Here is a 22,560-nt window from a genome sequence, read left to right as displayed (position 1 = left end):
TTAAAAACAGTGTGCAGTGCCCTTTATTTCATTTCAAAACTATTTCATTTCAAAACCCTGCTCGATTAAAAAATCGCGCATATGAGGGCGCAGCTTGTTATCGAACAAAGGCTTGAGATTGCGAGACCAGTCGGTGTCTTTATTACTGCTACTGCGAGCCCGGTAGTAAGCCTGCATGGTCGTATCGAAGGCCTCTACCTGTTCGCCGTCTTCAGTGTAGTAGTCTTCTTTCAGAACCGCCTCCACGGGTAAGCGCGGCTTCACTTCAGGCTCTTGATCCGGATAGCCGAGGCACATACCAAACACTGGGTACACGTGCTTGGGGAGGCGTAGCAGGTCGCTAACCTCCTGGGGATTATTGCGGATACCACCAATATAACAGATCCCCAACCCTTCGGACTCAGCCGCCACTGCCACATTTTGCGCCATCAACGCCGTATCCACTGTTGCTACCAACAGTTGCTCAGTCATGCCCCGCACAACGTTTGCACCGGTGCGCTCTGAAGCCTCCGTGGGACGCTTCATATCGGCACAGAAAACTAGAAAGTCGGCACAGGTGGCAATATAACCTTGCCCACCGGCCAGTTCTGCTATCTGCTCACGGTTCACCTGGTCTTTTACATGGATAACCGTATACGCCTGAACGTGGCTGGAGGTCGCTGCCCCCTGCCCGGCTTGGATAAGCTCCAGCAGCAATTCTTTCGGGATCGGTCGGTCGCTAAATTTACGGATCGAACGGTGGGATTTCAGCAGCTTAATAACGTCGTTCATGGAACCTCGCTTATCTTGATAACGCTTATTTAAAACAGCTAACTAACAGGGTAACAGATTTGTACAACATGACAGGATTGCGGATGGCGTTAAACATGGCTATAGCAAATGCATGATCGCGCCCCGTATGCCATATTGATCTATCCATAATTTGCCTAGGGTAATCGGCAGTTTGAATCGCCGCTTTCCCGCCGCACCTGGGTTGAAAAGCAGCATTCCCTCCTGGTATTCATTGCGGGGCTTATGGGAGTGGCCATGCAGAAGTGCATCGCAAGCCAACCTCGGGTCGTAATCCTCTAAGCGGTGCACAAGGTGCAGGTGCTTCTCGTTCACCATGATGTCCTGATGTATCGGTAAACTCGTCGCCCACGCCGCCGTATCGATATTGCCCTTAACGCAATGCACCGGCGCCAGTGTCTCCAAACGCTGCAAAATCGTTTTATCTGCCTCTTTGCTACCTACATCCCCCAAGTGAAGAATGAGCTCGCACCCCTGCAGCAGACAAAGTGCCTCATCACGCAGCAAACCGTGGGTATCGGCAATCACTCCAACGGGAGAATTAACCCTATAGCAAAGCATAGATGGGCTCATTAACAGCCTCTTCCAGCGGTTAAATGGTGTCATTCTAGCTTTTTTTACTAGACCACTATTAAAAGTTGCTTATCAAGGCCGATATCTAAATTATCAAATAGATAGTGCTGGCGAGTCATTTATTATGATTTTCATTGGCTATCTAATAAGTTAGGCACCAGCAAGCTATACTGATATGGCTATACGTTGATAACTGAATTTTGACGGAATAATAACGACGCCAGGAAGCCGATATGACCCATACCCCTCAAAATGCACCCGGGCAAGAGTGGAATGCCAGCGACTACGCCCAGAATGCTAATTTTGTACCTAAGCTAGGCAGCGAAGTGGTCAAGCTGTTAGCGCCTCAACCCGGCGAACGTATTTTGGATCTTGGCTGCGGCGACGGCTCTTTGACAGAGCGCCTTGTACAACTGGGCGCTGACGTTCTCGGTGTTGACGCTTCAGAAGAGATGGTAAATGCCGCCCGCCAACGGGGCATTACCGCTCGCGTTGTTGATGGCCACCAATTGCCCTTCGACCATGAGTTTGATGCGGTATTTAGCAATGCGGCGCTGCACTGGATGCTTGACCCTCAGTCGGTACTCGCAGGCGTTAAGCGTGCATTGAAGCCGGGAGGCCGGTTTGTGGCTGAGTTCGGTGGTCATGGCAATGTCGCCGCTATTTGCACCGCGCTGATTGCCGCTCTCCAGTTTCGGGGCATTAGCGCCCGCGGCCGTCATCCGTGGTATTTCCCGACCACCCATGAATATGGCCATCTGCTGGAAACCGTCGGTTTCAAAGTAGAAAGCATTGAGCTGATTCCACGCCCGACTCCGCTGCCCACCGGCATGATTGGATGGCTTGAGACGTTTGCTAGCCCGTTCTTACATGGGCTCGACGAGGATGTGCGCGATGCCGTGCTTGAGAATACCATGACGCTGCTGGGCCACAGCCTACGCGATGAGCAAGGAAACTGGACGGCAGATTATGTGCGTCTGCGCGTTTCTGCTCGCGCGTAAGCGATAGCTGCCTCTGAGGTGTGTGAGATGTAAAAAAGCTGCCGATGATAAGTGCGCTTGTCACCGGCAGCTTGTAGTTAATTCAGACCTAGAACTCATCCCATTCATCGACGGCCTCTTTTTTACTTTGCGTCGCCTGCTGGCGTGGCGCTGGCTCAATACGACTGTCAACTTGTTGCTGCTGAGTAGTGTCCTTATGCGTCAGCGCAACAGCGCTGGTAGCACTCTCATCAATGCGAAAGGTAGCCATCAAGTCGGCCAGCTCACGGGCCTGCCCCTCTAGAGCGCTAGCCGCCGAGCTGGTTTGTTGCACCAGCGCTGCGTTTTGCTGAGTGACCGAATCCATTTCAGTAAGAGCAGCGTTAATCTGCTCAATGCCACTATTCTGCTCCCGCGTCGCGGTCGAAATTTCGCCCATCAGAGTGGTGACTTGACGAATCGCATCCACTGTTTGATAAATCGTCTGTCCACTACGCTCCGCTTGTTCAGCGCCGCCGTTAATCTTCGTGGTGGTCTGCTCGATCAGGCTACGAATCTCTTTGGCCGAGTCAGCACTTCGCGTCGCTAGTGAGCGAACTTCACTGGCCACCACGGCAAAGCCACGACCTTGTTCGCCTGCACGTGCGGCTTCAACCGATGCATTGAGCGCTAAAATATTGGTTTGGAAGGCAATAGAGTCAATCACACCGATAATATCGTTTACCTGGCTCGCACTGGCTGCAATCTCACGCATGAGTTGCACCGTGCGCTCCACCTCTTCACCACCTGTCTCCGCCGACTGTGACGCCGCCACCGAGAGCTGATCCGCTTCTTCGGCCGTTTCAGCATTTTTACTTACCGTCGTCGACATCTCCTCCATGCTGGAAGCGGTTTGCTGAAGCGCGGAGGCCTGCTGCTCGGTTCGTGAAGAGAGATCCTGGCTTCCCGCAGAGATATCACCCGCCCCGCTGAAGACCTGTTCGCTACTGCCTCTCAATGCTATCACCAGCTGTTTTAACTTCTCCTGCATGGCCGCCAGGCCACCGAACAACTGACCAATTTCATTACGGCCCCGATCTTCAATTTGACCTGTCAGATCGCCATCAGCAATCCGTGCAAAATGCTCACTGGCACGCCGAAGGGGCCTTACAACGCTACGCATCATTGCCCACCGAATGACCACCACGGCCACCAGTGAAATCACTAAAAGGGTAATCGCAATGACGCCAATAGTCGTCGCCAAGCGATTGACCTGCTGAAGAACGCTAGCGCCACGCTCTTCGGTATAAGCAATAAAACCGCTCATGGCCAGATCCAGCTCGGCGCTTAATACTCCCAGTTCCTCTTGCCTGCGCTGGATTTGGAAAGGGGCGGCCTCGAGCAGTGGCGAAATGCCCTCTGTCACAAAGGCATTGTAAGCGCTGATAATCGCATCACGGTGGGGTGCAAGTGTGCCTTCAGGATTGATTGGCACAGCACGAAACTCATTAAAACGTGCCTCTGCCTCAGCTACCGCCTCTGCAGCCATGGCAAGGCTCTCCTGCCCCTTTTCTGGATTACCCTGAGTGCTAAAACTTGCCGAGCGGTCTAAAAACGTTTGTGCTCTGAGTGCATTGACTTGCGTGCGGTTGGCTAAATTCGTCAGCCGCACGTTGGTAGCCGTCAGTTCTTCAAGCGCCTGAGAGCTATTGTGATTAGCAAAAAAACCAAGACCACTGATCAACCCAATCATAAGCACCAGCAAGGCTAACGCAGCAGTCAGGCTCCATTTAATAGAGAGGTGCTTCATCCCGTTGATCCCTTTTTCGTTTTTAAGTCATTTAATTAGGTATCGGCCAGGTTAAAACCAACTGAAGCACTGCAGAGCGAATCTAGACGTTGGTATAATAAATAGCGTGACAGATGTAGCAGCTAGCGGTTAAGACACCATGGCAATTTTGTGTAGGTTGACCTTCTTAGCCACATCCACCTGGAGCCAAGCTCCCGCCATGCACTCTAGGCTAGGCGCCTCGACTATCCCCTGAATACGCGCCCGAGACAGCAGTGTGGCTTTAGTGTTGGCTTTAAGCGTACCGACCATTTTTCCGTCAATATCGACACTGTTGCCTTCAAGATACGATGCGACGTGGCCAGAGGCAGTCACAGAGACAGGATGATTAGGCGCAATAAGAGTCCCCTCCAAACGGCCCTTAATGAGCACAGGCTCATCGGCGATCACTTTGCCTAAAATATGAGTGGCTGACCCAATTCGGCTGCCACCTGGCATGCACTGGATGGCGGGAGACGTCACAGCGGAGGCTTCTTCAGGTGGCGACATTGCTTCAAAGGGGTGTTCTGAGATGGAAGCGGAATTCACTGCAGGCGCTTTGTGTGGTCTCCCTGCGGCGCTTAAAGCGCGCTGTTTTAGCTTACGGCGCTTGCCATCCCATACGATCAGCGTCATTACGCCAACGCCCAGCACAATAAACCATACTTGAATGCCCATACCGCTTCCTGCCGCTTTAGATGTGGTTGCCCCAGCTAACGTTATACTCGCTCTTTTAGTTTGCGGCGGCGTGAATAAGCCCACTCACTTGGCTTAACTCCAGGCTTTGAGACAGTAACAAGCCGATTAAGGTATTCAATGCTCAATACCACGCACCCCAAAGGCGCTCTGGCGTCATTCACTAGGAGCCACCCTATGTTTAACAAAGCCAAGAATGCCCCACCTGAGAATAAGGCTGCGGCGCTAACGCCACCTGATACACGCTCATCAGCAACACCAGGCACGCCAACCAGCAGTGCGCGACCAAGCCTCTCCGTTATTGGGGGTCATACGCAAGTGGAGGGAGACATTAATAGCGATGAGGATTTGACGGTAGAGGGACGCGTAAGCGGCATTATCACCTGTAAACAACACACCGTGACGCTAGGTGCCAATGGCTATATCAACGGCGATGTATTTGCTCACACACTGCATATATCAGGCGAGGTAACCGGTAACCTGGTGGCACACCACCGCGCAACCATTCATAAGGGAGCCCAGGTTTCAGGCACTATTGTTGCCCCCTGCCTGGTACTGGAAGATGGCAGCGTTTTCCACGGCAGTATCGATATGAACCCCGACAACGATGTGCTGAAAAGTGCCTTTAGCGACGCTATCGGCAGCATGACTAAAACCTCGCCAAAAGCAACCGTTGAAAAGCATTCAACCACGAGTGCGAACGCCGCAGAGCATGACACAACAGAAGCAAAAGCTAACGATTAAGGCGCTTTCAGCACATCAGAGGCGCTGAGCGCACACAGGGCAAGCGGGATCGCGAGGCACTAGGAAGTGCCGCCATTGGCCGCTTAAACCATCAAAGGTAGAGAGGCCTTGGTGGGCAGAACCTGCGCCACTAAGCAGCTTAAAGGCTTCAACCGCCTGAAAGCAGCCGATCAAACCCACCAGTGGCGCCATGACGCCACTTTCTGAGCAGCTTAGCGCTTCATCGCCACTTTCGTCGGGCGGATAGAGGCAGGCGTAGCAGGGACACTCGGCATTGCGTGGGTCAAAGACTGCCAACTGACCTGAAAAGCGAATTGCCGCACCCGATACCAGCGGCACACCTGCTTTTTGGGACGCCGCATTCACCGCATAGCGGCTTGAGAAACGGTCGGTACAGTCGAGCACCACATCCGCCGAAGCGACTAACCGCTCAAGCGATTTGCCTTCAACATGTTGGTCTAACGCAACCACTTGGCAGTGGGGATTGAGTGCGCACATGCTGGCCTGGGCAGAGTGCGCTTTATTTAAACCAATACTGGACTGCTGATGGGCAATTTGCCGTTGAAGATTGGAAAGCTCGACATGATCGGCATCGGCAATGGTGATGCGCCCGACCCCAGCAGCAGCTAAATAGAGCGCTGCCGGAGAGCCCAAACCGCCGGCCCCAATAATCACTGCATGGGCAGATTGCAGGCGCTCTTGGCCCTCGAAATCCACCTCGGGCAGCATGATCTGACGGCTATAGCGCAGCAGCGCCTGGTCATCCATCATCGGCTTACTTATCCTCAAATTCCTCAAAGGCAGGAATGTGTAAATTGAAGCTCTCTTTGACCTCTTCCATCACCACGTAGCTTTTCGACTCTTTCACACCCGGTAGCGTTAACACCACATCGCCCAATAGCTGGCGGTAAGCGGCCATTTCGGGAATGCGGCACTTCAAGATGTAGTCGAACTGACCCGAGACAAGGTGGCACTCCTGAATCTGCGGTAAATTCTCCACAGCACGGCGAAACTCATCAAAGACCGCTGGCGACTGCGTTTCTAAGCTGATCTCGACAAAAACTAATAAATTGGCCTTCAAAGCCCGCGGATCAAGAATGGCTTGGTAACCACGAATAATACCCGCTTTCTCCAAACGCTTAACGCGTTCAAGGCAAGGGGTTGTGGATAAACCCACTTCCGAAGCTAAATCGACGTAAGAAATACGCGCATTTTCCTGCAAGCAGCGCAGGATTTTAAGGTCGATACGGTCCAGCGTTCTATTTTTTGGTTTCATGGCAGGATCCAATACTGATGAATCAGGCAGTTATTAAAGGTGCCCCAGGGTAACCCGTTCATGCCCCCCCAGGTCACGAGCACTTTCAACGTTTTTATAGCCAGCGCGCTCAAGCGCCTCACGCACCATTTCGGCCTGTTTATAGCCGTGCTCTAGCAGCAACCAACCAGAAGCCGCTAGATAGCGCTGCGCGGAGTTTACCAAATGCAGCAAATCCGCCATGCCGCAGGCGTTAGCAACCAGCGCTGAGCGTGGCTCAAAACGCACATCGCCTTCGGCTAGATGAGGATCATCGGCGGCAATATACGGGGGATTACTGACGATAATATCGAACTGCTTATCTGCATCCGCACACGTTTCCAAAGCAGCAAACCAATCACTCTGTAAAAACCTAGCATTGGATATGCCTAACGAGCGCGCGTTACGGTTTGCCAACGCGACCGCCTCAAAGCGCAGATCCACCCCCACTACCTGCCAGTGAGGTTGTTCGCTGGCAAATGCCAGGGCAATGGCACCCGTTCCCGTGCCAAGATCGAGCAGCCGACCTGAGGGGAGCGTCGCCCGCTTTAGGGCAAGCTCAACCAGGGTTTCAGTATCAGGCCTGGGTATCAACGTATCAGGTGAGGTGGCTAAGCGCAGCCCCCAAAATTCGCGTTCCCCGGTAAGGTAGGCAACCGGAGTGCCCTGGGAACGTGCAGCGATGAGCGCATCGAAACGGGCCTGCTCCCATAAGGAGCATATTTTATCGCCCCAGGTGTAGAGCCAAGTGCGATCACGCCCGAGCACGTGGCATAACAGCACTTCAGCGTCGATACGCGGCGAGCTGGAACCCGCCGCCTGCAAACGTTGGGCAGCCTGTTTCAACAGCGCATCAAGGGTCATTAGACATCCTGAAGGGCTGAGAGCTGTTCCGCTTGATACTCGTGAATCAGCGGGCTAATCACGTCATCCAACTGCTCGCCGCTGACCACTTCATTGAGTTTATAAAGCGTCAAATTAATGCGATGGTCGGTAATCCGCCCCTGGGGGAAATTATAGGTGCGGATACGCTCACTGCGATCCCCCGAACCCACTAGAGAACGGCGTGCATCTGCTTGCGTCTGACGCTGGCTATCGACGGCGTTACGCTTCAACTTCGCGGCCAGCAGCGACATCGCTTTGGCACGGTTTTTATGCTGACTGCGCTCTTCCTGACACTCCACCACCACGCCGGTAGGCAGGTGAGTAATGCGGATCGCAGAGTCCGTGGTGTTAACGTGCTGACCACCGGCGCCGCTGGAGCGGTAGGTATCCACGCGCAGATCCGAAGGATTGATATCGATATCGCCCACGTCATCGACTTCAGGCATCACTGCGACGGTGCAAGCAGAGGTGTGAATGCGGCCCTGGGACTCGGTCGCAGGGACGCGCTGTACCCGGTGAGCGCCGGATTCAAATTTCAGCTGGGCGTAAACACCATCGCCTTTGACGCGGGAAATGATCTCTTTGTAGCCGCCCTGCTCGCCATGACTGGCGCTCACCACCTCGACCCGCCAACCACGTTTTTCAGCGTAGCGGGAGTACATGCGAAACAGGTCACCGGCAAAAATTGCCGCTTCGTCGCCGCCGGTACCAGCACGCACTTCCAGAAACACCCCACGGCCATCATCAGGGTCTTTAGGCACCAGCAGGCGCTTCAGCTCGATATCCAGCTCGGCTAACCGCTCCCGCCCTTCGCTTAGCTCCATCTCCGCCAACTCGCGCATGTCCGCGTCGCTATCGCGGCTAAGCTGCTCGGCTTCGTGCATATTGGTTTCAATATCACGATAGCGCTGCCAGGCCGCCACCAGCTCCTCTAACTCAGCATACTCACGCGAATAATCGCGAAAGCGTTGCTGGTTATTGATCACGTCGGGATCCGACAGCAGCATCGCCAGCTCTTCAAAGCGTTCGGTAAAGCTGTCTAAGCGTTGGCGCAGAGTCTCTTTCATGCGGGCGTATCATCCTTCTGGCGGTTAACCGGGGGCGCTGGTGTAGTCTCAAAAGCAGGCTTAGTGGGCAACAGCAGGCGCGGAGCGGCGTTGAGCAAATCGTGGTGCTCTTCAGACGCAGCATCGCGTATGGCCTGGGTGGGCTGGTGGAGCAAACGGTTAGTCAATTGATGCGCCAAGCGCTCAATGACTTTAGCCGGATCTTCACCTCGTGCCAGCCGCTCCAACGCTTGGTCGCGGGAAAGATCGCGCAGCGCTTCACCATGCTGGCGGTAGTCGCGGATCAGTTCACCACCATTACGAATACGCCGCTCATGCTGCCAACTACCCACCCCGTGTTCGATCAGCGACTCGGCTTGGTCAGCGGCAACCTGGCGGTGACGGCGATTTTCCTGGATGACCTCTTCCAAGTCATCCACAGTGTAAAGAAACACATCCGCTAATTCGCCCACTTCAGGCTCAATATCCCGAGGCACCGCGATATCGACCATAAATACCGGCCGATGGCGACGTTTTTTGAGCGCGCGCTCAACCATGCCTTTACCAAGTATAGGCAGCGGGGACGCGGTGGAAGAGATCACAATATCGGCGTTCTCGAGAGCGTCAGGAATCTCTTGCAGGGTGATCGCCGTTCCTCCCAGAGGGCCGGCGACCAACTCAGCGCGCTCTCGGGTGCGGTTAGCAACCGTAAGCTCTCGGACCCCCGCCTCATTTAGATGGCGCGCAACTAATTCAATAGTTTCACCGGCGCCTATTAGCAACGCCCGAGAACGGCTAAAATCATCAAAAATGCGGCTGGCCATGCTGACGGCAGCGTAAGCCACTGAAACGGGGTTTTTACCGATGCCGGTTTCGGTGCGCACCTGCTTGGCCACCGCGAAGGTATGCTGGAACAGGCGTTCAAGCTCGCCACCCAAGCCCTTGGATTGGCGCGCCTGCTGATAGGCATCCTTCAACTGCCCCAGAATCTGCGGTTCGCCCAGCACCATGGAATCCAGGCCAACCGCTACGCGCATTAAATGGCGCGCTGCATCGTTGTCTAGATAGTGGTAGGCACAGCGCATCAGCTCATCGACGCGTAAGTTATGAAAGCGTCCGAGCCAATTGAGTACTGCCTGCTCGCCAGCCGCATCCGTGACACAGTAAAGCTCCGTGCGGTTGCAGGTAGAGAGCACCGCCGCTTCACTGATTTGTGGCAGGTTACGCAATTCAGCCAATGCGGTTTCAAGCTGCGTTGGCGTAAAAGCCACCTGCTCACGCACGGCCACGCTGGCGGTACGATGATTTATTCCCAGGGCAAGAAGCGTCATGCGTTATGCGTCTTCGCTAGTGTGTCGGACTTTTTGGCAGCCGTCGTGATGATAAGCGGCTGCACCGTCAATTAGGGCTTGCTAAAACAAGTCTTTAGCGTGGTTCGGCGCTACCTACAAACATCTGTAAGCTGCCTACAATAGTCTTTAATAAGTAGGCATAAAGTTTGCTGACCACTTTTTCAAGGAGGAACATTCTATCACAGCAGGCTATCATCTGGCCCACACCACTTTGCCGCAGGCAGGCAAGCCGCTATGCTGGGCATCTGGCCACTTAATCGAGAGACGCATGCGACCTCGCTTTTCTTTATTGGGCCCTGGTTTAAAGGGCTCTACCTGTTCGGGCTTCTCACTAGTGAGCGCTATGTTCCGGCATTCGATGCGATTACCTTTGGCCGCTTCTGCTGCTCTGCTGCTGAGCGCCTGCCAATCTACGCCCAGCCCTCAGGATAGCCACCTCGGCACCTGGGCCGATGACCCAATGCGCAATGCGCCGCCAATAACCCGCGGGCTGGATGCCGCGGGGCTCAGTACGCTGCTGGGCGCTGAGCTTGCTGGCCAGCGTGGCGACTATCGCTACGCGAGCCAAGGCTACCTGGAAGCGGCTAAGCGCTATCGCGAGCCAGCGCTTGCTGAGCGCGCCACCTTCGCGGCCCGCTTTGGCGATGAAGCTTCATTAGTCGAAGCCTCGGCACTTCGCTGGCGAGAGCTTGCCCCCCAGGCAGAAGCACCCAATCGTCTGCTGGCGGCCTTTTCACTGCAGCGTGGTGATTGGCTCGACAGCCTTGAACAGCGCATTGCGATTGTTGAAGCTGGCGGCCATGGCGATCTCACCGCCTTTGCAGAGATCGCGGTGGCTGAAGAGGCACCATTAACGTTGATCGCCCAGCAGCTGCGTGAGCATTTAGCCCGCCCAAACGCTGACCAACTGCCCCATCACAGCGATGTACTGTTGGGCACGGCACTGATTGAGGCCGCCCTGGGTGATACAACGCTTGCCCAGCGGCGGCTTGATCAAGTCGAGTTGCTCGACCCCGAATCTGCTGCGTTATGGTTGGTGAAAGCTCGCTTGGCACTGGAGGTTGAGGATTACCCGGCCGCTCAACGCGCTGCCCAACAGGGCCTTGAACTCGCCCCTGACGATGTGCGGTTTATCCTGCTACTGGCTCAAGCAGAAATCCGCCTTAACAATATTAGCGCGGCTGAAGTGCAAACCAACGCTCTGCTAGAGAGCCATGCAGGCAATGAAGATCTGCGCTTATCGCTAGCCCAGCTTTATCTGGAAGAGGGGCACCCTGAACCCGCGCAACGCTTGCTGCAGCCGCTGATTGGCCAACCTAACGTGCCAGATTTAGCCTATTACCTACTTGGCGCCATCACCCAAGAGCAAGGCGATATCGATAATGCGCTGCTCTATTATCGCCAAGTCAGCGAGGGCAGTGAATTTTTGCCCGCTCGCGCGGCGGCCGCGCAAATGCTGATTGAGGAAGATCGCCTGCTGGATGCTCGCGCCTTCCTACGCATTGAACGGATGCGCTTTGATAATTACTTTACTGAATTGGTGATGCTCGAAGTGCAGTTGCTGGACGAAATAAATCAGCCTGCTGATGCTGATGCGCTATTAGACCGCGAAATTAGCCGTACACCTGATGACGCATCGCTGCTTTATATGCGTGCCATGCGGCGCTGGGAAGCAGGTGACATCGCGGGTATGGAGCAGGATTTACGTCAGATACTGCGCACCGACCCAGACAATGCCGAAGCGCTCAATGCGCTGGGCTACACACTGGCCGACCTTAACTTGCCAGGGCGCTTGCAAGAGGCGTTTGAGCTGATTGAGCGTGCCTACGAGGCTGATCCGGACAACCCTGCCGTGCTCGATAGCATGGGCTGGGTCTACTTCCGCCTTGGCGAACCTGAAGAAGCGCTGCCCTGGCTTGAAAGCGCCTATATGCAGCTACCTGACCAGGAGGTCGCTGCGCATCTGGCCGAAGTGCTAAATGCACTGGGGCGTGATGAAGAAGCGCGCCAGTTGATTCAGCAAATCATGCAGCGGACGAACCAACACCCACTGATCGACGGGCTACTCGAGCGTTATCCTGAGCTAAGCCCTGAGCTCAGTCCTTAAATAAGTCCTGAACTAACGCCGCCAGAGGCACCCTAACCCTGCGAACCCCATTTTAAGCGCCCCCATCATGTTACCCTTGCGCTATAACCACCTGACATGGAGCCTGTTTATGTTGACACTGACGTCCCCCTCGCCCCGCTGGCCATTGACACGTCACACTTCGCGCCTCTGGCTTGCCGGCTTCGCGCTTCTCTTGCTCGCCGGCTGTGCCTCCCAGGCTCCCATGGATGAAAGTGGCCGCCAGGCAGGTCAGTGGGAACGCCAGCAGGCCGATGTAGAAGCATTCGATACCTGGACGCTGGTCGGCAAGGCAGGATTGCGCACCCCAGAAGAGAACGTCAGCGCCAACCTGGACTGGAATCAAACCCCCTACTATTTCCGTATGCTGATCAGCGGGCCCTTTGGCGGCGGACGCAACGTGCTTGAGGGGCGCGAGGGACGTTTCTCCCTCTCCAATAGCGACGGCCGCTTTGAGGCAGAAACCCCAGAAGCGCTTATGGAAGAGCAGTTGGGCTGGTCACTCCCCGTCACCGCTATGCCCAACTGGGTGCGCGGCCTGCCCGGTGATCCTGATAATGACAATACCGGCAGTTATCAGCTAGAAACCGACGAACTGGGCTTTCCTAGCCATCTTACCCAAGACGGCTGGGAAATCGACTACCGCGACTGGGAGAAAGTCGACGATTTATGGCTGCCACGGCGCATGGTCATGCACTACGATGATGTGCGTATTACGCTGGTCGTCAACCAGTGGCAAGCTAGCGAAGAGTAAAGGTAACCGTTTCAATGAACGCGCCATTAACGCTTCCCGCGCCGGCCAAGCTTAACCGTATGCTGCATATAGTGGGCCGTCGTGAAGACGGCTACCACGCACTGCAAACGCTATTTCAGTTTATCGACCTGTGCGACCACCTTACGTTGGCCCCCCGCGATGACGGGGAAATTCAGTTAACCAGTGAGGTTAGCGGCGTTAGCCACGATGACAATTTGATCGTACGCGCCGCACGGTTATTGCAACAGCATAGCGGCACTGCACTAGGCGCTACGCTTACGATCGATAAGCAGTTGCCGATGGGAGGCGGTTTAGGGGGTGGCAGTTCCAACGCAGCCACCGCATTAGTGGGGCTCAACCACCTCTGGCAGCTCAATCTACCGTTAGTCGAACTAGCTCGTCTGGGGCTTCAGCTGGGGGCCGATGTGCCGGTATTCGTACATGGCCATAGCGCCTGGGGCGAAGGCGTTGGCGAACGGCTTACCCCGGTGACGCTTGATACCCCTTGGTTTGTGATTATTCACCCGGGTATTAGTGTGTCTACGTCAGGCGTCTTCCAAGACCCGCAATTGACACGTGACAGCCGCCCCATTACTATGGCGCGCGCACTGCAGGGGGGAGCGCCGGAGTGGCGCAATGACTGTGAGGCCGTGGTAAAGGAACGCTATCCGCCAATTGCGGAAGCCCTGAACTGGCTTGCACAGCACGCACCTAGTCGGTTGACCGGCACGGGGGCTTGTCTATTTGCTGCTTTCGATACACAGCAATCGGCACAAGCAATCGCGCAATTAGCGGGACAACATTGGCCGGCATGGGTAGCACGCGGACTCAACACCTCTCCCCTACATGATGCTCTGGGCTATTTATAGTTCCGCTCTGGGCAGCTAAAAGCGCCCGGTCAGTGCGTTAGGTTATTGCTGGGGTATCGCCAAGTGGTAAGGCACCGGTTTTTGGTATCGGCATTCCCAGGTTCGAATCCTGGTACCCCAGCCAACCCAACAATGGCCTGCGTTTTTTCCCCTGATCCCCAACACTGCAAAGGTGGCTGCGCGTGTCAAAATTGATGGTTTTCGCCGGGAACGCCAATCCCGCACTCGCTCAAAAAATTGCCGAGAGCTTAGACAGCCGTATGGGTAACGCTACGGTGGGTCAATTCAGCGACGGCGAAATCGCAGTCGAGATCAATGAGAACGTGCGCGGTAAGGATGTCTTCATTCTACAATCCACCTGTGCACCGACAAACGACAATCTGATGGAGTTGATCCTGATGGTCGACGCACTGCGTCGCGCCTCGGCAACTCGCATCACGGCAGTACTTCCCTACTTTGGTTATGCTCGCCAGGATCGCCGCGTGCGCTCCGCACGGGTACCGATTTCCGCCAAAGTAGTGGCGGACATGATGGTTAAAGCAGGCGTTGACCGCGTGATGACCATGGATCTACATGCTGATCAGATCCAGGGCTTCTTTGATGTTCCTGTCGACAACGTCTACGGCTCTCCCATTCTGCTGGATGATATCGAGCGTCAGAATTACAGCGACCTCGTCGTTGTTTCCCCTGACGTGGGCGGCGTTGTTCGCGCCCGTGCCATCGCCAAACAGCTGAATGCCGATCTCGCCATTATCGATAAGCGTCGCCCTCAGGCCAACCAGGCCCAGGTGATGCATATCATCGGCGAGATTGAGGGCCGCACCTGTGTCGTAGTCGACGACATGATCGACACCGCAGGTACGCTGTGTAAAGCCGGTGAAGCGTTAAAAGATCACGGCGCCAAGCGCGTGGTGGCCTATGCGACACACCCGATCCTGTCCGGCCCTGCGGTCGATAATATTACCAACTCCGTACTGGATGAAGTGGTGGTGACCGACACCATCCCGCTATCTGACGTTGCCCGTCGTAGCGGAAAAATTCGCCAGTTGAGCGTTGCTGGACTGATCGCAGAAGCGATTCGCCGGGTCAGCAACGAAGAATCTGTCAGCGCGATGTTCCACTAATCCGCTGACGATACAGCCCCCTTTTGGGGCCACGGAAACGTCGTCGTCTGGTCGCGGTCGGCGGCGTCTTCCTTACTTAAACTAAGAGGCAATTCCATGTCTGATTTTATCCTGAAAGCCAGCGTTCGTAACGACCTGGGGAAAGGTGCGAGCCGCCGCCTGCGTCGTGCGAACCAGCAAGTGCCGGCCGTTGTATACGGTGGCGAAAAAGGCGCGCAGTCCATCGCTGTTGAAAAAACCGCTTTCTACAAAGCGATTGAAGATGAGTCTTTCTTCTCTTCCGTCATCAAACTGATGATCGAAGGTAAAGAAGAGCAAGTCGTTGTTCGTGACCTGCAGCGTCACCCTTTCAAGCCGTTGCTGACCCACGCCGACTTCCTGCGCGTTGATGCGACTCACGAAATCACCATCAACGTGCCACTGCACGTGACGGGCGAAGAGAAGTGTGTCGGTATCAAAGACCAAGGCGGCGAACTGCACGTACTGGCCAACGAAGTGGCGATCAGCTGCTTGCCGAAAGACCTGCCTGACTTTATCGAAGTCGACATCGCTGCCGTTGAGCTTGGCACGACACTGCACTTGTCTGACCTTACCCTACCGGCCGGCGTCACCTCAGTTGACCTGTCCCACGGTGAAGAGCACGACAATGCAGTACTCAGCATCACGAAAGTAAAAGTGCGTGCTGATGCAGAAGATGAAGATGGTGAAAGCGAAGGCGAAGAAGACAGCAGCGCCGAGTAAGTATCCCGTTAAGCATCTTATGGGGGCCATGCCTGCATGGCCCTTGTGATGCTGACACGATGTTAGAATCAAGCGCCTCGGCGCTTGATTTTTTTTAGGGCCGTCGCTGGCGCGGCGTCAACCATGTTTTCTGGATTGTTTTAGTCTTCTGGATAGTTTTGGTCTTCTGAATATTTTGTGCGAGGTGGGAAGATGAGCCAGGTAACAGCCATTATTGGATTAGGCAACCCCGGAGCGGAATATGAAGCCACGCGCCATAACGCCGGTTTCTGGCTGGTAGAGGCTATTGCGCAGAGCGCCCATGCAGAGCTACGACCGGAAAAGAAATTTTTCGGCCACTACGCCAAGGTACGCCTAGGCGACCATGAACTGCACCTGCTCAACCCTGCCACCTTTATGAATCGCAGTGGCGCCGCGGTGGCAGCCTTGTGCCAGTTTTTCAAACTTGCCCCTGAAAACCTACTGGTCGCCCACGACGAGCTCGACCTCCCCCCCGGCCAAGCACGCTACAAAACCGGTGGCGGGCATGGAGGCCACAATGGCCTGCGCGATATTATTAGCGCACTAGGCGGCCAGAAGCAGTTTCACCGGGTACGAATTGGCATTGGCCACCCCGGCGAGGCACGCCAAGTCACTAATTATGTACTGGGGCGTCCCGGCAAGGCCGAACACGAGGCCATTGTTCGCGCCATGGACGAGTGTGTCACCACCCTGCCGCTAGCGCTCGCGGGAGACTGGGCCAAAGCCATGAACCAGCTGCACAGCCTCAAGCCAGCATAGACGCCGCCAAAAGCTGTTCAGTTACGCCGGTAGCTGACGGCTAGCGCATCTCGTAGAATGGCGATTACTTTTACGCCCTACCACCTTATTCTCAGGAACATTTTATGGGTTTCAATTGCGGCATCGTCGGCCTGCCTAACGTCGGCAAGTCCACACTATTCAATGCACTGACCAAGTCAGGCATCGATGCAGAAAACTTCCCCTTCTGTACCATTGAGCCGAACGTGGGTATCGTGCCGATGCCGGATCCGCGCCTTGATAAGCTTGCCGAGATCGTCAAGCCACAAAAAACACTGCCGACCACCATGGAGTTCGTCGACATTGCTGGCTTGGTCGCCGGGGCCTCCAAAGGTGAGGGCTTAGGCAACAAGTTTCTGGCTAACATTCGTGAAACCCAGGCAATTGCCCATGTGGTGCGCTGCTTCGACAACGACAACGTTATCCACGTAGCCAACCAGGTCGACCCGCGCGCCGATATCGAAACGATCAATTTAGAGCTGGCGCTGGCCGACCTGGATACTGTCGAAAAAGCCAGCCAGCGTCTGGTTCGTTCGGTGAAAGGCGGTGATAAAGAGGCCATTGCCACTAAGACGATTCTTGATCGTATTCAGCCCCACGTTGCGGAAGGCTTACCGCTACGCAGCTTTGGCTTAAGCGAGGAAGAGCAGCGCCAGGTGAAGAGCTTCGGCTTTTTGACTCTGAAGCCAACTATGTACATCGCTAACGTCAATGAAGATGGTTTTGAGAACAATCCTTACCTGGATATTGTTAACGAAATCGCCGCTGAAGAAGGCGCGCTTGTGGTGCCTGTTTGCAATCAGCTGGAAGCCGAAATTGCCGAGCTGGATGATGAAGAGCGCTCGATGTTCTTAAGTGAGATGGGCATGGATGAACCAGGCCTTGATCGTGTCATTCGCGCGGGCTACTCACTGCTGGGTCTGCAAACCTACTTCACTGCCGGTGTTAAAGAAGTGCGCGCCTGGACAGTGAAAGAAGGTGCCACAGCCCCAGAAGCCGCTGGCGTGATTCACACCGACTTCCAGAAAGGCTTTATCCGTGCAGAAGTAGTTGCCTATGAGGACTTCGTATCGTTAGGCGGCGAGCAGGCAGCCAAAGACGCCGGAAAATGGCGCCTGGAAGGCAAAGAGTACATTGTCAAAGATGGCGATGTGGTGCACTTCCGCTTTAATGTGTAAGCGGCAACACCCATACGACCAGCAATAAAACATTGACTGAAGGCGGGGTTATCAGTATCATTCGCCCCCGTTGAAAGGCTACGTAGCTCAGCTGGTTAGAGCACATCACTCATAATGATGGGGTCCCCTGTTCAAATCAGGGCGTAGCCACCAAGCATATTAAAAGCCCGCTAATTTTATTTAGCGGGCTTTTTTGTGTTGCAAAGCTGTTATTGCTAAGCAAAATTCAGCTATTTGCTTGGACTAGCTTAACGCAGGTCGGTTTAGAAATAGCGTTAGGGCGCGGGTTAGATACTCGACATCTTTAGTACCCGCGGTTTCCCGAATCGAATGCATCGCCCATTGAGGCACCCCCACATCAATAGTGGGCACACCCAGCTCGGTGGCGGTAATCGGGCCAATCGTACTGCCACAGCCCATATCCGCCCGGGTAACAAACGACTGCACGGGTACGTCAGCCTCACGACAGACATCGCGAAACAGCGCACCAGTGACACTATTGGTGGCGTAACGCTGGCTGGAGTTTACCTTGATGACCGGGCCACCATTAATCGCTGGACCATGGCGCTCATCGTGCTTGTCGCGAAAGTTAGGATGCAGTGCGTGGGCATTATCGCAAGAAATCATCAGCGACGACTGAATCAGTTGAATCAGCGACTCGTCGTCTCCCTTGCCCACCTGGCCATTAATGCGCTTTAGCACATCCGCCAAGAATGGGCCTTGGGCACCACAGGCACTGGCACTGCCGACTTCCTCGTGATCGTTGGCCACCAACAAAGCGCCTTGACTGCCATCGCAAGCCAAGAGTGCCTCTAAACCGATGAAGCAGGAGAGCAAGTTATCCAACCGGGCGCTGGCCACCAGTTCTTGCTTAACACCGACCAGGGACGGTGGCTGAACATCGTAAAAGCCTAATTCAAAGTCCACTACTTCCACTGCACGCAGGCCGTGCTGCTCTTCTAACCACTGCGCCGCTAGCTCGCCTAGCGTAGCCGTATCGCTCTGCATCAATACTGGCGCCATTTGCGTCTGCGGGTTAATCGGCCGTCCCGCGTTGACATCACGATCCAGGTGAATCGCCAGGCTCGGCACCATGGCAATTGCCTGATCGACATTAAGCAATACGCTTTCCAAGCGACCATCGGCATGGCGCACATGCACACGCCCTGCCAGCCCAAGATCACGGTCAAACCACGGCGCCAACAAAACACCGCCATACACCTGCACTCCCAACTGTAGCCAGCCTGCAGAGCACTGCGTAGCGTTAGGCTTTAGATGCAACCCCGGGCTATCGGTGTGGGCACCGATCATACGCAGCGCCGTCACTTCAGACTCAGGCAACTGAAAAGCAATAATCGCCGAGTCATTACGGGTGACGTAGTAGCGCTTGCCCGGGGTTAGCTGCCAATTGGCCTTCTCTTCCAGCCGCTGAAAACCAGCTTGCTCCAATCGCTCAGCCATATTACCTGCAGCGTGCCACGGGGTCGGTGATTGGCGCAGAAAATCGCATAACCGCGTTAAACGATCAGCGTTGAAAGTCTCGGACATGGAAATCCTCATAACAGTAATGATTGAGTCTCATCGCGCAGGCGACCTGCTACAATACCCCTTCGACCTACGCAACTCATGGGTCATATGCGAGTCTAGGGAAGAATGAGTGTACACAAATCCGGGAGAGCTTGACTGATGAGCTTGTTTGCAACGCTTTCGCGTTCGGTCGCCCTGGCTGTCATGCTGGTTGTTACCAGCCCAGCCGCCTTGGCGCAACTTGAGCCGACCGGCGAACAACGCCAGGCGGCAGTGGAAATTGCGGACTCGCTCCGCTACGGCCATTATGCTGATATTACATTTGATGAAGCGTGGTCGCAGGATGCTTTCCAACGCTATTTGGATATTCTGGACGGCCAGCGCGCCTACCTGCTGCGCAGTGATATCGAGCCCTATCGTCACTTAGAGACGGGCATGGCAGACGCTCTTTTCAATGGTGAGCTGGATGATGCGTTTGATCTCTATAACACCTTTAGTGATCGGCAACGGTCGCGCCTTGAGTCTTTGTTGGCAAAGCTGGACGAAGGCCTTGATTTCGATTTTGAAAGCAACGAGCGTTTAGAAATTGATCGTGAAGAGGCGCCCTGGGCATCCCGGCAAAGCGAGCTTGACGAGCTATGGCGCAAGCGGCTTAAAAACGACGCCTTAACGCTCGCCCTGACCGATCAGGATAGCGAACAGATTGAAGACAACCTGCGCCAGCGCTATGAAGGCCAACTAACGCGGCTGGAGCAAACCGAGTCTGAAGATGTATTTGGCGTACTGATGGCAGCCGTTACTAGCAGTATCGACCCACATACTGGCTACCTCTCCCCTCGCCAGGGCGAATCCTTCGATATTCAGATGAGCCTCTCCCTTGAGGGCATTGGCGCCCTACTTCAGTCCGATGGTGAATATGTCAAAGTTTCCAGCCTTGTGCCCGGCGGCCCAGCGGAGCGCGCCGGCGTACTTGAGCCAGCGGATCGCATCATCGCCGTAGGCCAGGAAGAGGGTGAGATGGTCAATGTGGTCGGCATGCGCCTGGACAACGTGGTGGATCTGATTCGTGGCCCCAAAGGCTCCGTTGTTCGCTTGGACGTGGTACCTGCCCAAGCGGTGGATATGACCCGCTCGCAAACCGTTGAGATTACCCGTGACACCGTTAGCCTTGAAGACCAAGCCGCCCATGGCGAAGTGATTGAAGTCGAGCGTGATGGAGAACCTCACCGCTTAGGGGTGATTAACATCCCGACGTTCTACGTCGATTTTGACGCCTGGCAAGCGGGTGAAGAGGAGTATCGCAGCACTACTCGCGATGTTGCCAAAGAAGTCGAACGCCTTAAAGAAGAGGGCGTGGAAGGTATCGTGCTTGACCTACGCAACAACGGCGGCGGTGCGCTCCAGGAAGCCAACTCGCTTATTGGCCTGTTTATCGACCGCGGCCCCACCGTACAAGTGCGCGATGCCCAGGGGCGCATTCAACTGTATGGCGACAGCGAAGCAGGGACACTTTATGACGGCCCGCTAGGGGTGCTGGTGAATCGCCTCTCCGCCTCTGCCTCGGAAATCTTTGCCGGTGCGATTCAGGATTATGGTCGCGGCTTAGTACTGGGCACGCCGACGTTTGGCAAAGGCACCGTGCAGACGCTCAACGAGCTGAGCCATGGTCAGATCAAACTGACTCGCGCCAAGTTCTACCGCATTTCCGGCGACAGCACCCAGAACCGCGGCGTTGAGCCGGACATCGACTTCCCCAGCCTGATTGACCCCGAGCGGATTGGTGAGAGCAGCCTGGATAATGCCTTGGCCTGGGACACCGTTCAGAATGTCCAGTATCGCCGCTATGGCGAACCTGAAACCATGCTAGACAAGCTGATAGCCCAGCACGACGCACGCGCTGAGGACAACGCCAACTTCCGCTATTTAGAGCGCCAGTCCACGCTGGCCCGCCAGTTACGCGAGCAGCACACCAGCGTGAGCTTAAATCGTGAGCAGCGTCAGCGTGAAATGGAAGCCCAGGAAGCCGAACAGCTTTCGCTGGAAAACCAACGCCGTCGTGCACTGGGCCTGGAAGAGCTGGATGAGTGGATGGATGCTCGTACGGATGCCACCGAAAGCGTCACAGAAGGAATTGAGGACGCAGAGGCAACCCAAGACAGTGAAGGGGAAAGCGACGAAGATGACGCACTGGCTGTTGATCGCGCCTATGTGCTCGAATCGGCTGAAATCCTGCTCGACTACGCCCGCCTGCAAGACACTCAGCGGCTAGCCGCTAAGCGCTAAGCAAGCCGAGTTAAAGAAGCAAACGCCGCCCCTTCGCAAGGGGCGGCGTTTTGGTTTTAACGTTTTGGCTTTAACCCTGGTTTCAACAGAGCGCCGCCAGGCGGGCTGGCCGGTCACCCATTTTGGTTAAGCGCCGAGTCAGCGCAGCTAACTGGGCGGCACTGCCCTGGCCACCCGCGCGAATCACCTCATGAGCCCAGGCAGGCAACTGGGGGGCAAGCCGGTAATAGACCCACTGCCCCTCACGCTGATCACTCAGCAACCCACACTGACGCAGCTGAGCCAAATGACGCGATACTTTAGGCTGGGACTCCTGCAGCGCATAAGTCATTTCGCACACGCAAAGCTCCTGCTCTTGAGCCACCAGCAGTACCAGCATCAAACGCGTCTCATCGCTTAAACATTTAAACACCTGCAAGGCTTGCGGTGTATTCACTTTGCCCACCATAAACTTCCCAGACTGATTGACTATGTGTAGTTTACGCCACAAGAACCGTTAGCAGTAAGCACCGCGCGAATGCGCGGCATTCAGGCACAGAAAAACACCCAGATGCCATTAAGCAGCGGGTATTAAAGAAACAGTGAGACTTAGACTAACAGGGGGGATTAAATGGCTCCTCGAGCAGGACTCGAACCTGCGACCCAATGATTAACAGTCATTTGCTCTACCAACTGAGCTATCGAGGAACATCTTAAGCTATCTTTTCATAAGCGCTGTCTTTTCAAACGCTATCGTGTTTAAAGCGAAACCAAAATTGCTAATAACTTCCAGCAAGTGATTGGCTCCTCGAGCAGGACTCGAACCTGCGACCCAATGATTAACAGTCATTTGCTCTACCAACTGAGCTATCGAGGAACTGCTCAAACACGGTGCGTAGTATACCCATAGAATCGTGAGGGTCAAGTATCGATTATGGATGAACGCTAGCCGCTGGTTTCTTGTATCCGTATAATGCGCCAACTAACGACAGCGGTTCGGGCACTATCACTGCCGA

General features: G+C 55.0%; 21 protein-coding genes and 4 tRNA genes. 12 read left to right on the top strand and 13 right to left on the bottom strand.

Going from position 1 to position 22,560, the window contains the following annotated elements:
• Positions 1-39: 39 nt before the first annotated feature.
• A complete protein-coding gene (gene nfsA, locus HALA3H3_RS15940; protein ID WP_022522574.1) occupies positions 40-771 on the bottom strand; it encodes an oxygen-insensitive NADPH nitroreductase in 732 nt (243 codons plus the stop codon).
• A gap of 99 nt (positions 772-870) precedes the next feature.
• On the bottom strand, positions 871-1,362 hold the full coding sequence (locus HALA3H3_RS15935) for a metallophosphoesterase family protein (protein WP_022522573.1): 492 nt from the start codon (positions 1,360-1,362) through the stop codon (positions 871-873).
• A 233-nt stretch (positions 1,363-1,595) separates the two neighbouring features.
• Here HALA3H3_RS15935 and HALA3H3_RS15930 point away from each other — a divergent pair, with 233 nt between their 5' ends.
• On the top strand, positions 1,596-2,363 hold the full coding sequence (locus HALA3H3_RS15930; protein ID WP_022522572.1) for a class I SAM-dependent methyltransferase: 768 nt from the start codon (positions 1,596-1,598) through the stop codon (positions 2,361-2,363).
• A gap of 88 nt (positions 2,364-2,451) precedes the next feature.
• Here the strand turns inward: HALA3H3_RS15930 and HALA3H3_RS15925 are convergent, their stop codons facing one another.
• Positions 2,452-4,131 (bottom strand): methyl-accepting chemotaxis protein, encoded by a 1,680-nt coding sequence (locus HALA3H3_RS15925; RefSeq protein ID WP_022522571.1) that lies wholly within the window; start codon positions 4,129-4,131, stop codon positions 2,452-2,454.
• Between the two features lie 129 nt (positions 4,132-4,260).
• A complete protein-coding gene (locus HALA3H3_RS15920; RefSeq protein ID WP_022522570.1) occupies positions 4,261-4,827 on the bottom strand; it encodes a bactofilin family protein in 567 nt (188 codons plus the stop codon).
• A gap of 195 nt (positions 4,828-5,022) precedes the next feature.
• On the opposite strand from HALA3H3_RS15920, the gene HALA3H3_RS15915 reads away from it, so the two are divergent.
• Complete coding sequence (locus tag HALA3H3_RS15915; protein WP_022522569.1) at positions 5,023-5,589, top strand: bactofilin family protein; 567 nt, start codon at positions 5,023-5,025, stop codon at positions 5,587-5,589.
• 15 nt (positions 5,590-5,604) lie between these two features.
• Here the strand turns inward: HALA3H3_RS15915 and HALA3H3_RS15910 are convergent, their stop codons facing one another.
• Genes HALA3H3_RS15910 through hemA form a run of 5 tightly spaced genes read right to left on the bottom strand, consistent with a single transcriptional unit; the run spans position 5,605 to position 10,145 of the window.
• Positions 5,605-6,360 carry a HesA/MoeB/ThiF family protein gene (locus HALA3H3_RS15910; RefSeq protein ID WP_022522568.1) on the bottom strand — a complete coding sequence of 252 codons (756 nt, stop codon included), beginning with the start codon at positions 6,358-6,360 and terminating at the stop codon, positions 5,605-5,607.
• A 4-nt stretch (positions 6,361-6,364) separates the two neighbouring features.
• Positions 6,365-6,865 carry an Lrp/AsnC ligand binding domain-containing protein gene (locus HALA3H3_RS15905; protein WP_022522567.1) on the bottom strand — a complete coding sequence of 167 codons (501 nt, stop codon included), beginning with the start codon at positions 6,863-6,865 and terminating at the stop codon, positions 6,365-6,367.
• A 33-nt stretch (positions 6,866-6,898) separates the two neighbouring features.
• Positions 6,899-7,747, bottom strand: a complete 849-nt coding sequence (gene prmC / locus HALA3H3_RS15900; RefSeq protein ID WP_022522566.1) for a peptide chain release factor N(5)-glutamine methyltransferase — start codon at positions 7,745-7,747, stop codon at positions 6,899-6,901.
• Complete coding sequence (gene prfA, locus HALA3H3_RS15895) at positions 7,747-8,835, bottom strand: peptide chain release factor 1 (protein ID WP_009287574.1); 1,089 nt, start codon at positions 8,833-8,835, stop codon at positions 7,747-7,749. Before prfA ends, prmC begins: the two co-directional genes overlap by 1 nt.
• On the bottom strand, positions 8,832-10,145 hold the full coding sequence (gene hemA / locus HALA3H3_RS15890) for a glutamyl-tRNA reductase (RefSeq protein ID WP_009287573.1): 1,314 nt from the start codon (positions 10,143-10,145) through the stop codon (positions 8,832-8,834). Before hemA ends, prfA begins: the two co-directional genes overlap by 4 nt.
• Before the next feature lie 289 nt (positions 10,146-10,434).
• Between hemA and HALA3H3_RS15885 the strand changes: the two genes are divergently transcribed.
• The 9 genes from HALA3H3_RS15885 (at position 10,435) to HALA3H3_RS15845 (ending at position 17,908) form a co-directional block, all read left to right on the top strand.
• Positions 10,435-12,273: a tetratricopeptide repeat protein gene (locus HALA3H3_RS15885; RefSeq protein WP_022522564.1), complete on the top strand. Its 1,839-nt coding sequence runs from the start codon at positions 10,435-10,437 to the stop codon at positions 12,271-12,273.
• A gap of 109 nt (positions 12,274-12,382) precedes the next feature.
• Positions 12,383-13,045: a lipoprotein insertase outer membrane protein LolB gene (gene lolB / locus HALA3H3_RS15880; RefSeq protein WP_022522563.1), complete on the top strand. Its 663-nt coding sequence runs from the start codon at positions 12,383-12,385 to the stop codon at positions 13,043-13,045.
• Between the two features lie 14 nt (positions 13,046-13,059).
• On the top strand, positions 13,060-13,914 hold the full coding sequence (gene ispE, locus HALA3H3_RS15875; RefSeq protein ID WP_009287570.1) for a 4-(cytidine 5'-diphospho)-2-C-methyl-D-erythritol kinase: 855 nt from the start codon (positions 13,060-13,062) through the stop codon (positions 13,912-13,914).
• Between the two features lie 49 nt (positions 13,915-13,963).
• Positions 13,964-14,038: transfer RNA gene (locus tag HALA3H3_RS15870), tRNA-Gln, on the top strand.
• A gap of 58 nt (positions 14,039-14,096) precedes the next feature.
• Positions 14,097-15,038 carry a ribose-phosphate pyrophosphokinase gene (locus tag HALA3H3_RS15865; RefSeq protein WP_009287569.1) on the top strand — a complete coding sequence of 314 codons (942 nt, stop codon included), beginning with the start codon at positions 14,097-14,099 and terminating at the stop codon, positions 15,036-15,038.
• A gap of 96 nt (positions 15,039-15,134) precedes the next feature.
• On the top strand, positions 15,135-15,779 hold the full coding sequence (locus HALA3H3_RS15860; protein WP_009287568.1) for a 50S ribosomal protein L25/general stress protein Ctc: 645 nt from the start codon (positions 15,135-15,137) through the stop codon (positions 15,777-15,779).
• 192 nt (positions 15,780-15,971) lie between these two features.
• Entirely contained in the window at positions 15,972-16,559 is a 588-nt protein-coding gene (gene pth / locus HALA3H3_RS15855; protein WP_022522562.1) for an aminoacyl-tRNA hydrolase, read from the top strand.
• Between the two features lie 104 nt (positions 16,560-16,663).
• On the top strand, positions 16,664-17,755 hold the full coding sequence (ychF, locus tag HALA3H3_RS15850; protein ID WP_022522561.1) for a redox-regulated ATPase YchF: 1,092 nt from the start codon (positions 16,664-16,666) through the stop codon (positions 17,753-17,755).
• Between the two features lie 76 nt (positions 17,756-17,831).
• Positions 17,832-17,908 (top strand) — tRNA-Met (locus HALA3H3_RS15845).
• Between the two features lie 90 nt (positions 17,909-17,998).
• Here the strand turns inward: HALA3H3_RS15845 and HALA3H3_RS15840 are convergent.
• Positions 17,999-19,303, bottom strand: a complete 1,305-nt coding sequence (locus HALA3H3_RS15840; RefSeq protein WP_022522560.1) for a M18 family aminopeptidase — start codon at positions 19,301-19,303, stop codon at positions 17,999-18,001.
• Between the two features lie 138 nt (positions 19,304-19,441).
• Here HALA3H3_RS15840 and HALA3H3_RS15835 point away from each other — a divergent pair, with 138 nt between their 5' ends.
• Positions 19,442-21,565, top strand: a complete 2,124-nt coding sequence (locus HALA3H3_RS15835; RefSeq protein WP_022522559.1) for a carboxy terminal-processing peptidase — start codon at positions 19,442-19,444, stop codon at positions 21,563-21,565.
• Positions 21,566-21,647: 82 nt separating this feature from the next.
• On the opposite strand, the gene HALA3H3_RS15830 is transcribed toward HALA3H3_RS15835, so the two are convergent.
• The 3 genes from HALA3H3_RS15830 to HALA3H3_RS15820 form a co-directional block, all read right to left on the bottom strand.
• Positions 21,648-22,013 (bottom strand): metalloregulator ArsR/SmtB family transcription factor, encoded by a 366-nt coding sequence (locus HALA3H3_RS15830; RefSeq protein WP_022522558.1) that lies wholly within the window; start codon positions 22,011-22,013, stop codon positions 21,648-21,650.
• Between the two features lie 163 nt (positions 22,014-22,176).
• A tRNA-Asn gene (locus tag HALA3H3_RS15825) sits at positions 22,177-22,252 on the bottom strand.
• 93 nt (positions 22,253-22,345) lie between these two features.
• Positions 22,346-22,421 (bottom strand) — tRNA-Asn (locus HALA3H3_RS15820).
• Between the last annotated feature and the right edge of the window lie 139 nt (positions 22,422-22,560).

It is taken from the genome of Halomonas sp. A3H3, assembly GCF_000982975.1.
Classification (GTDB): domain Bacteria; phylum Pseudomonadota; class Gammaproteobacteria; order Pseudomonadales; family Halomonadaceae; genus Vreelandella; species Vreelandella titanicae.
Note: the sequence above shows the minus strand (reverse complement) of the source record. Positions and strands in the feature narration are given on the sequence as shown.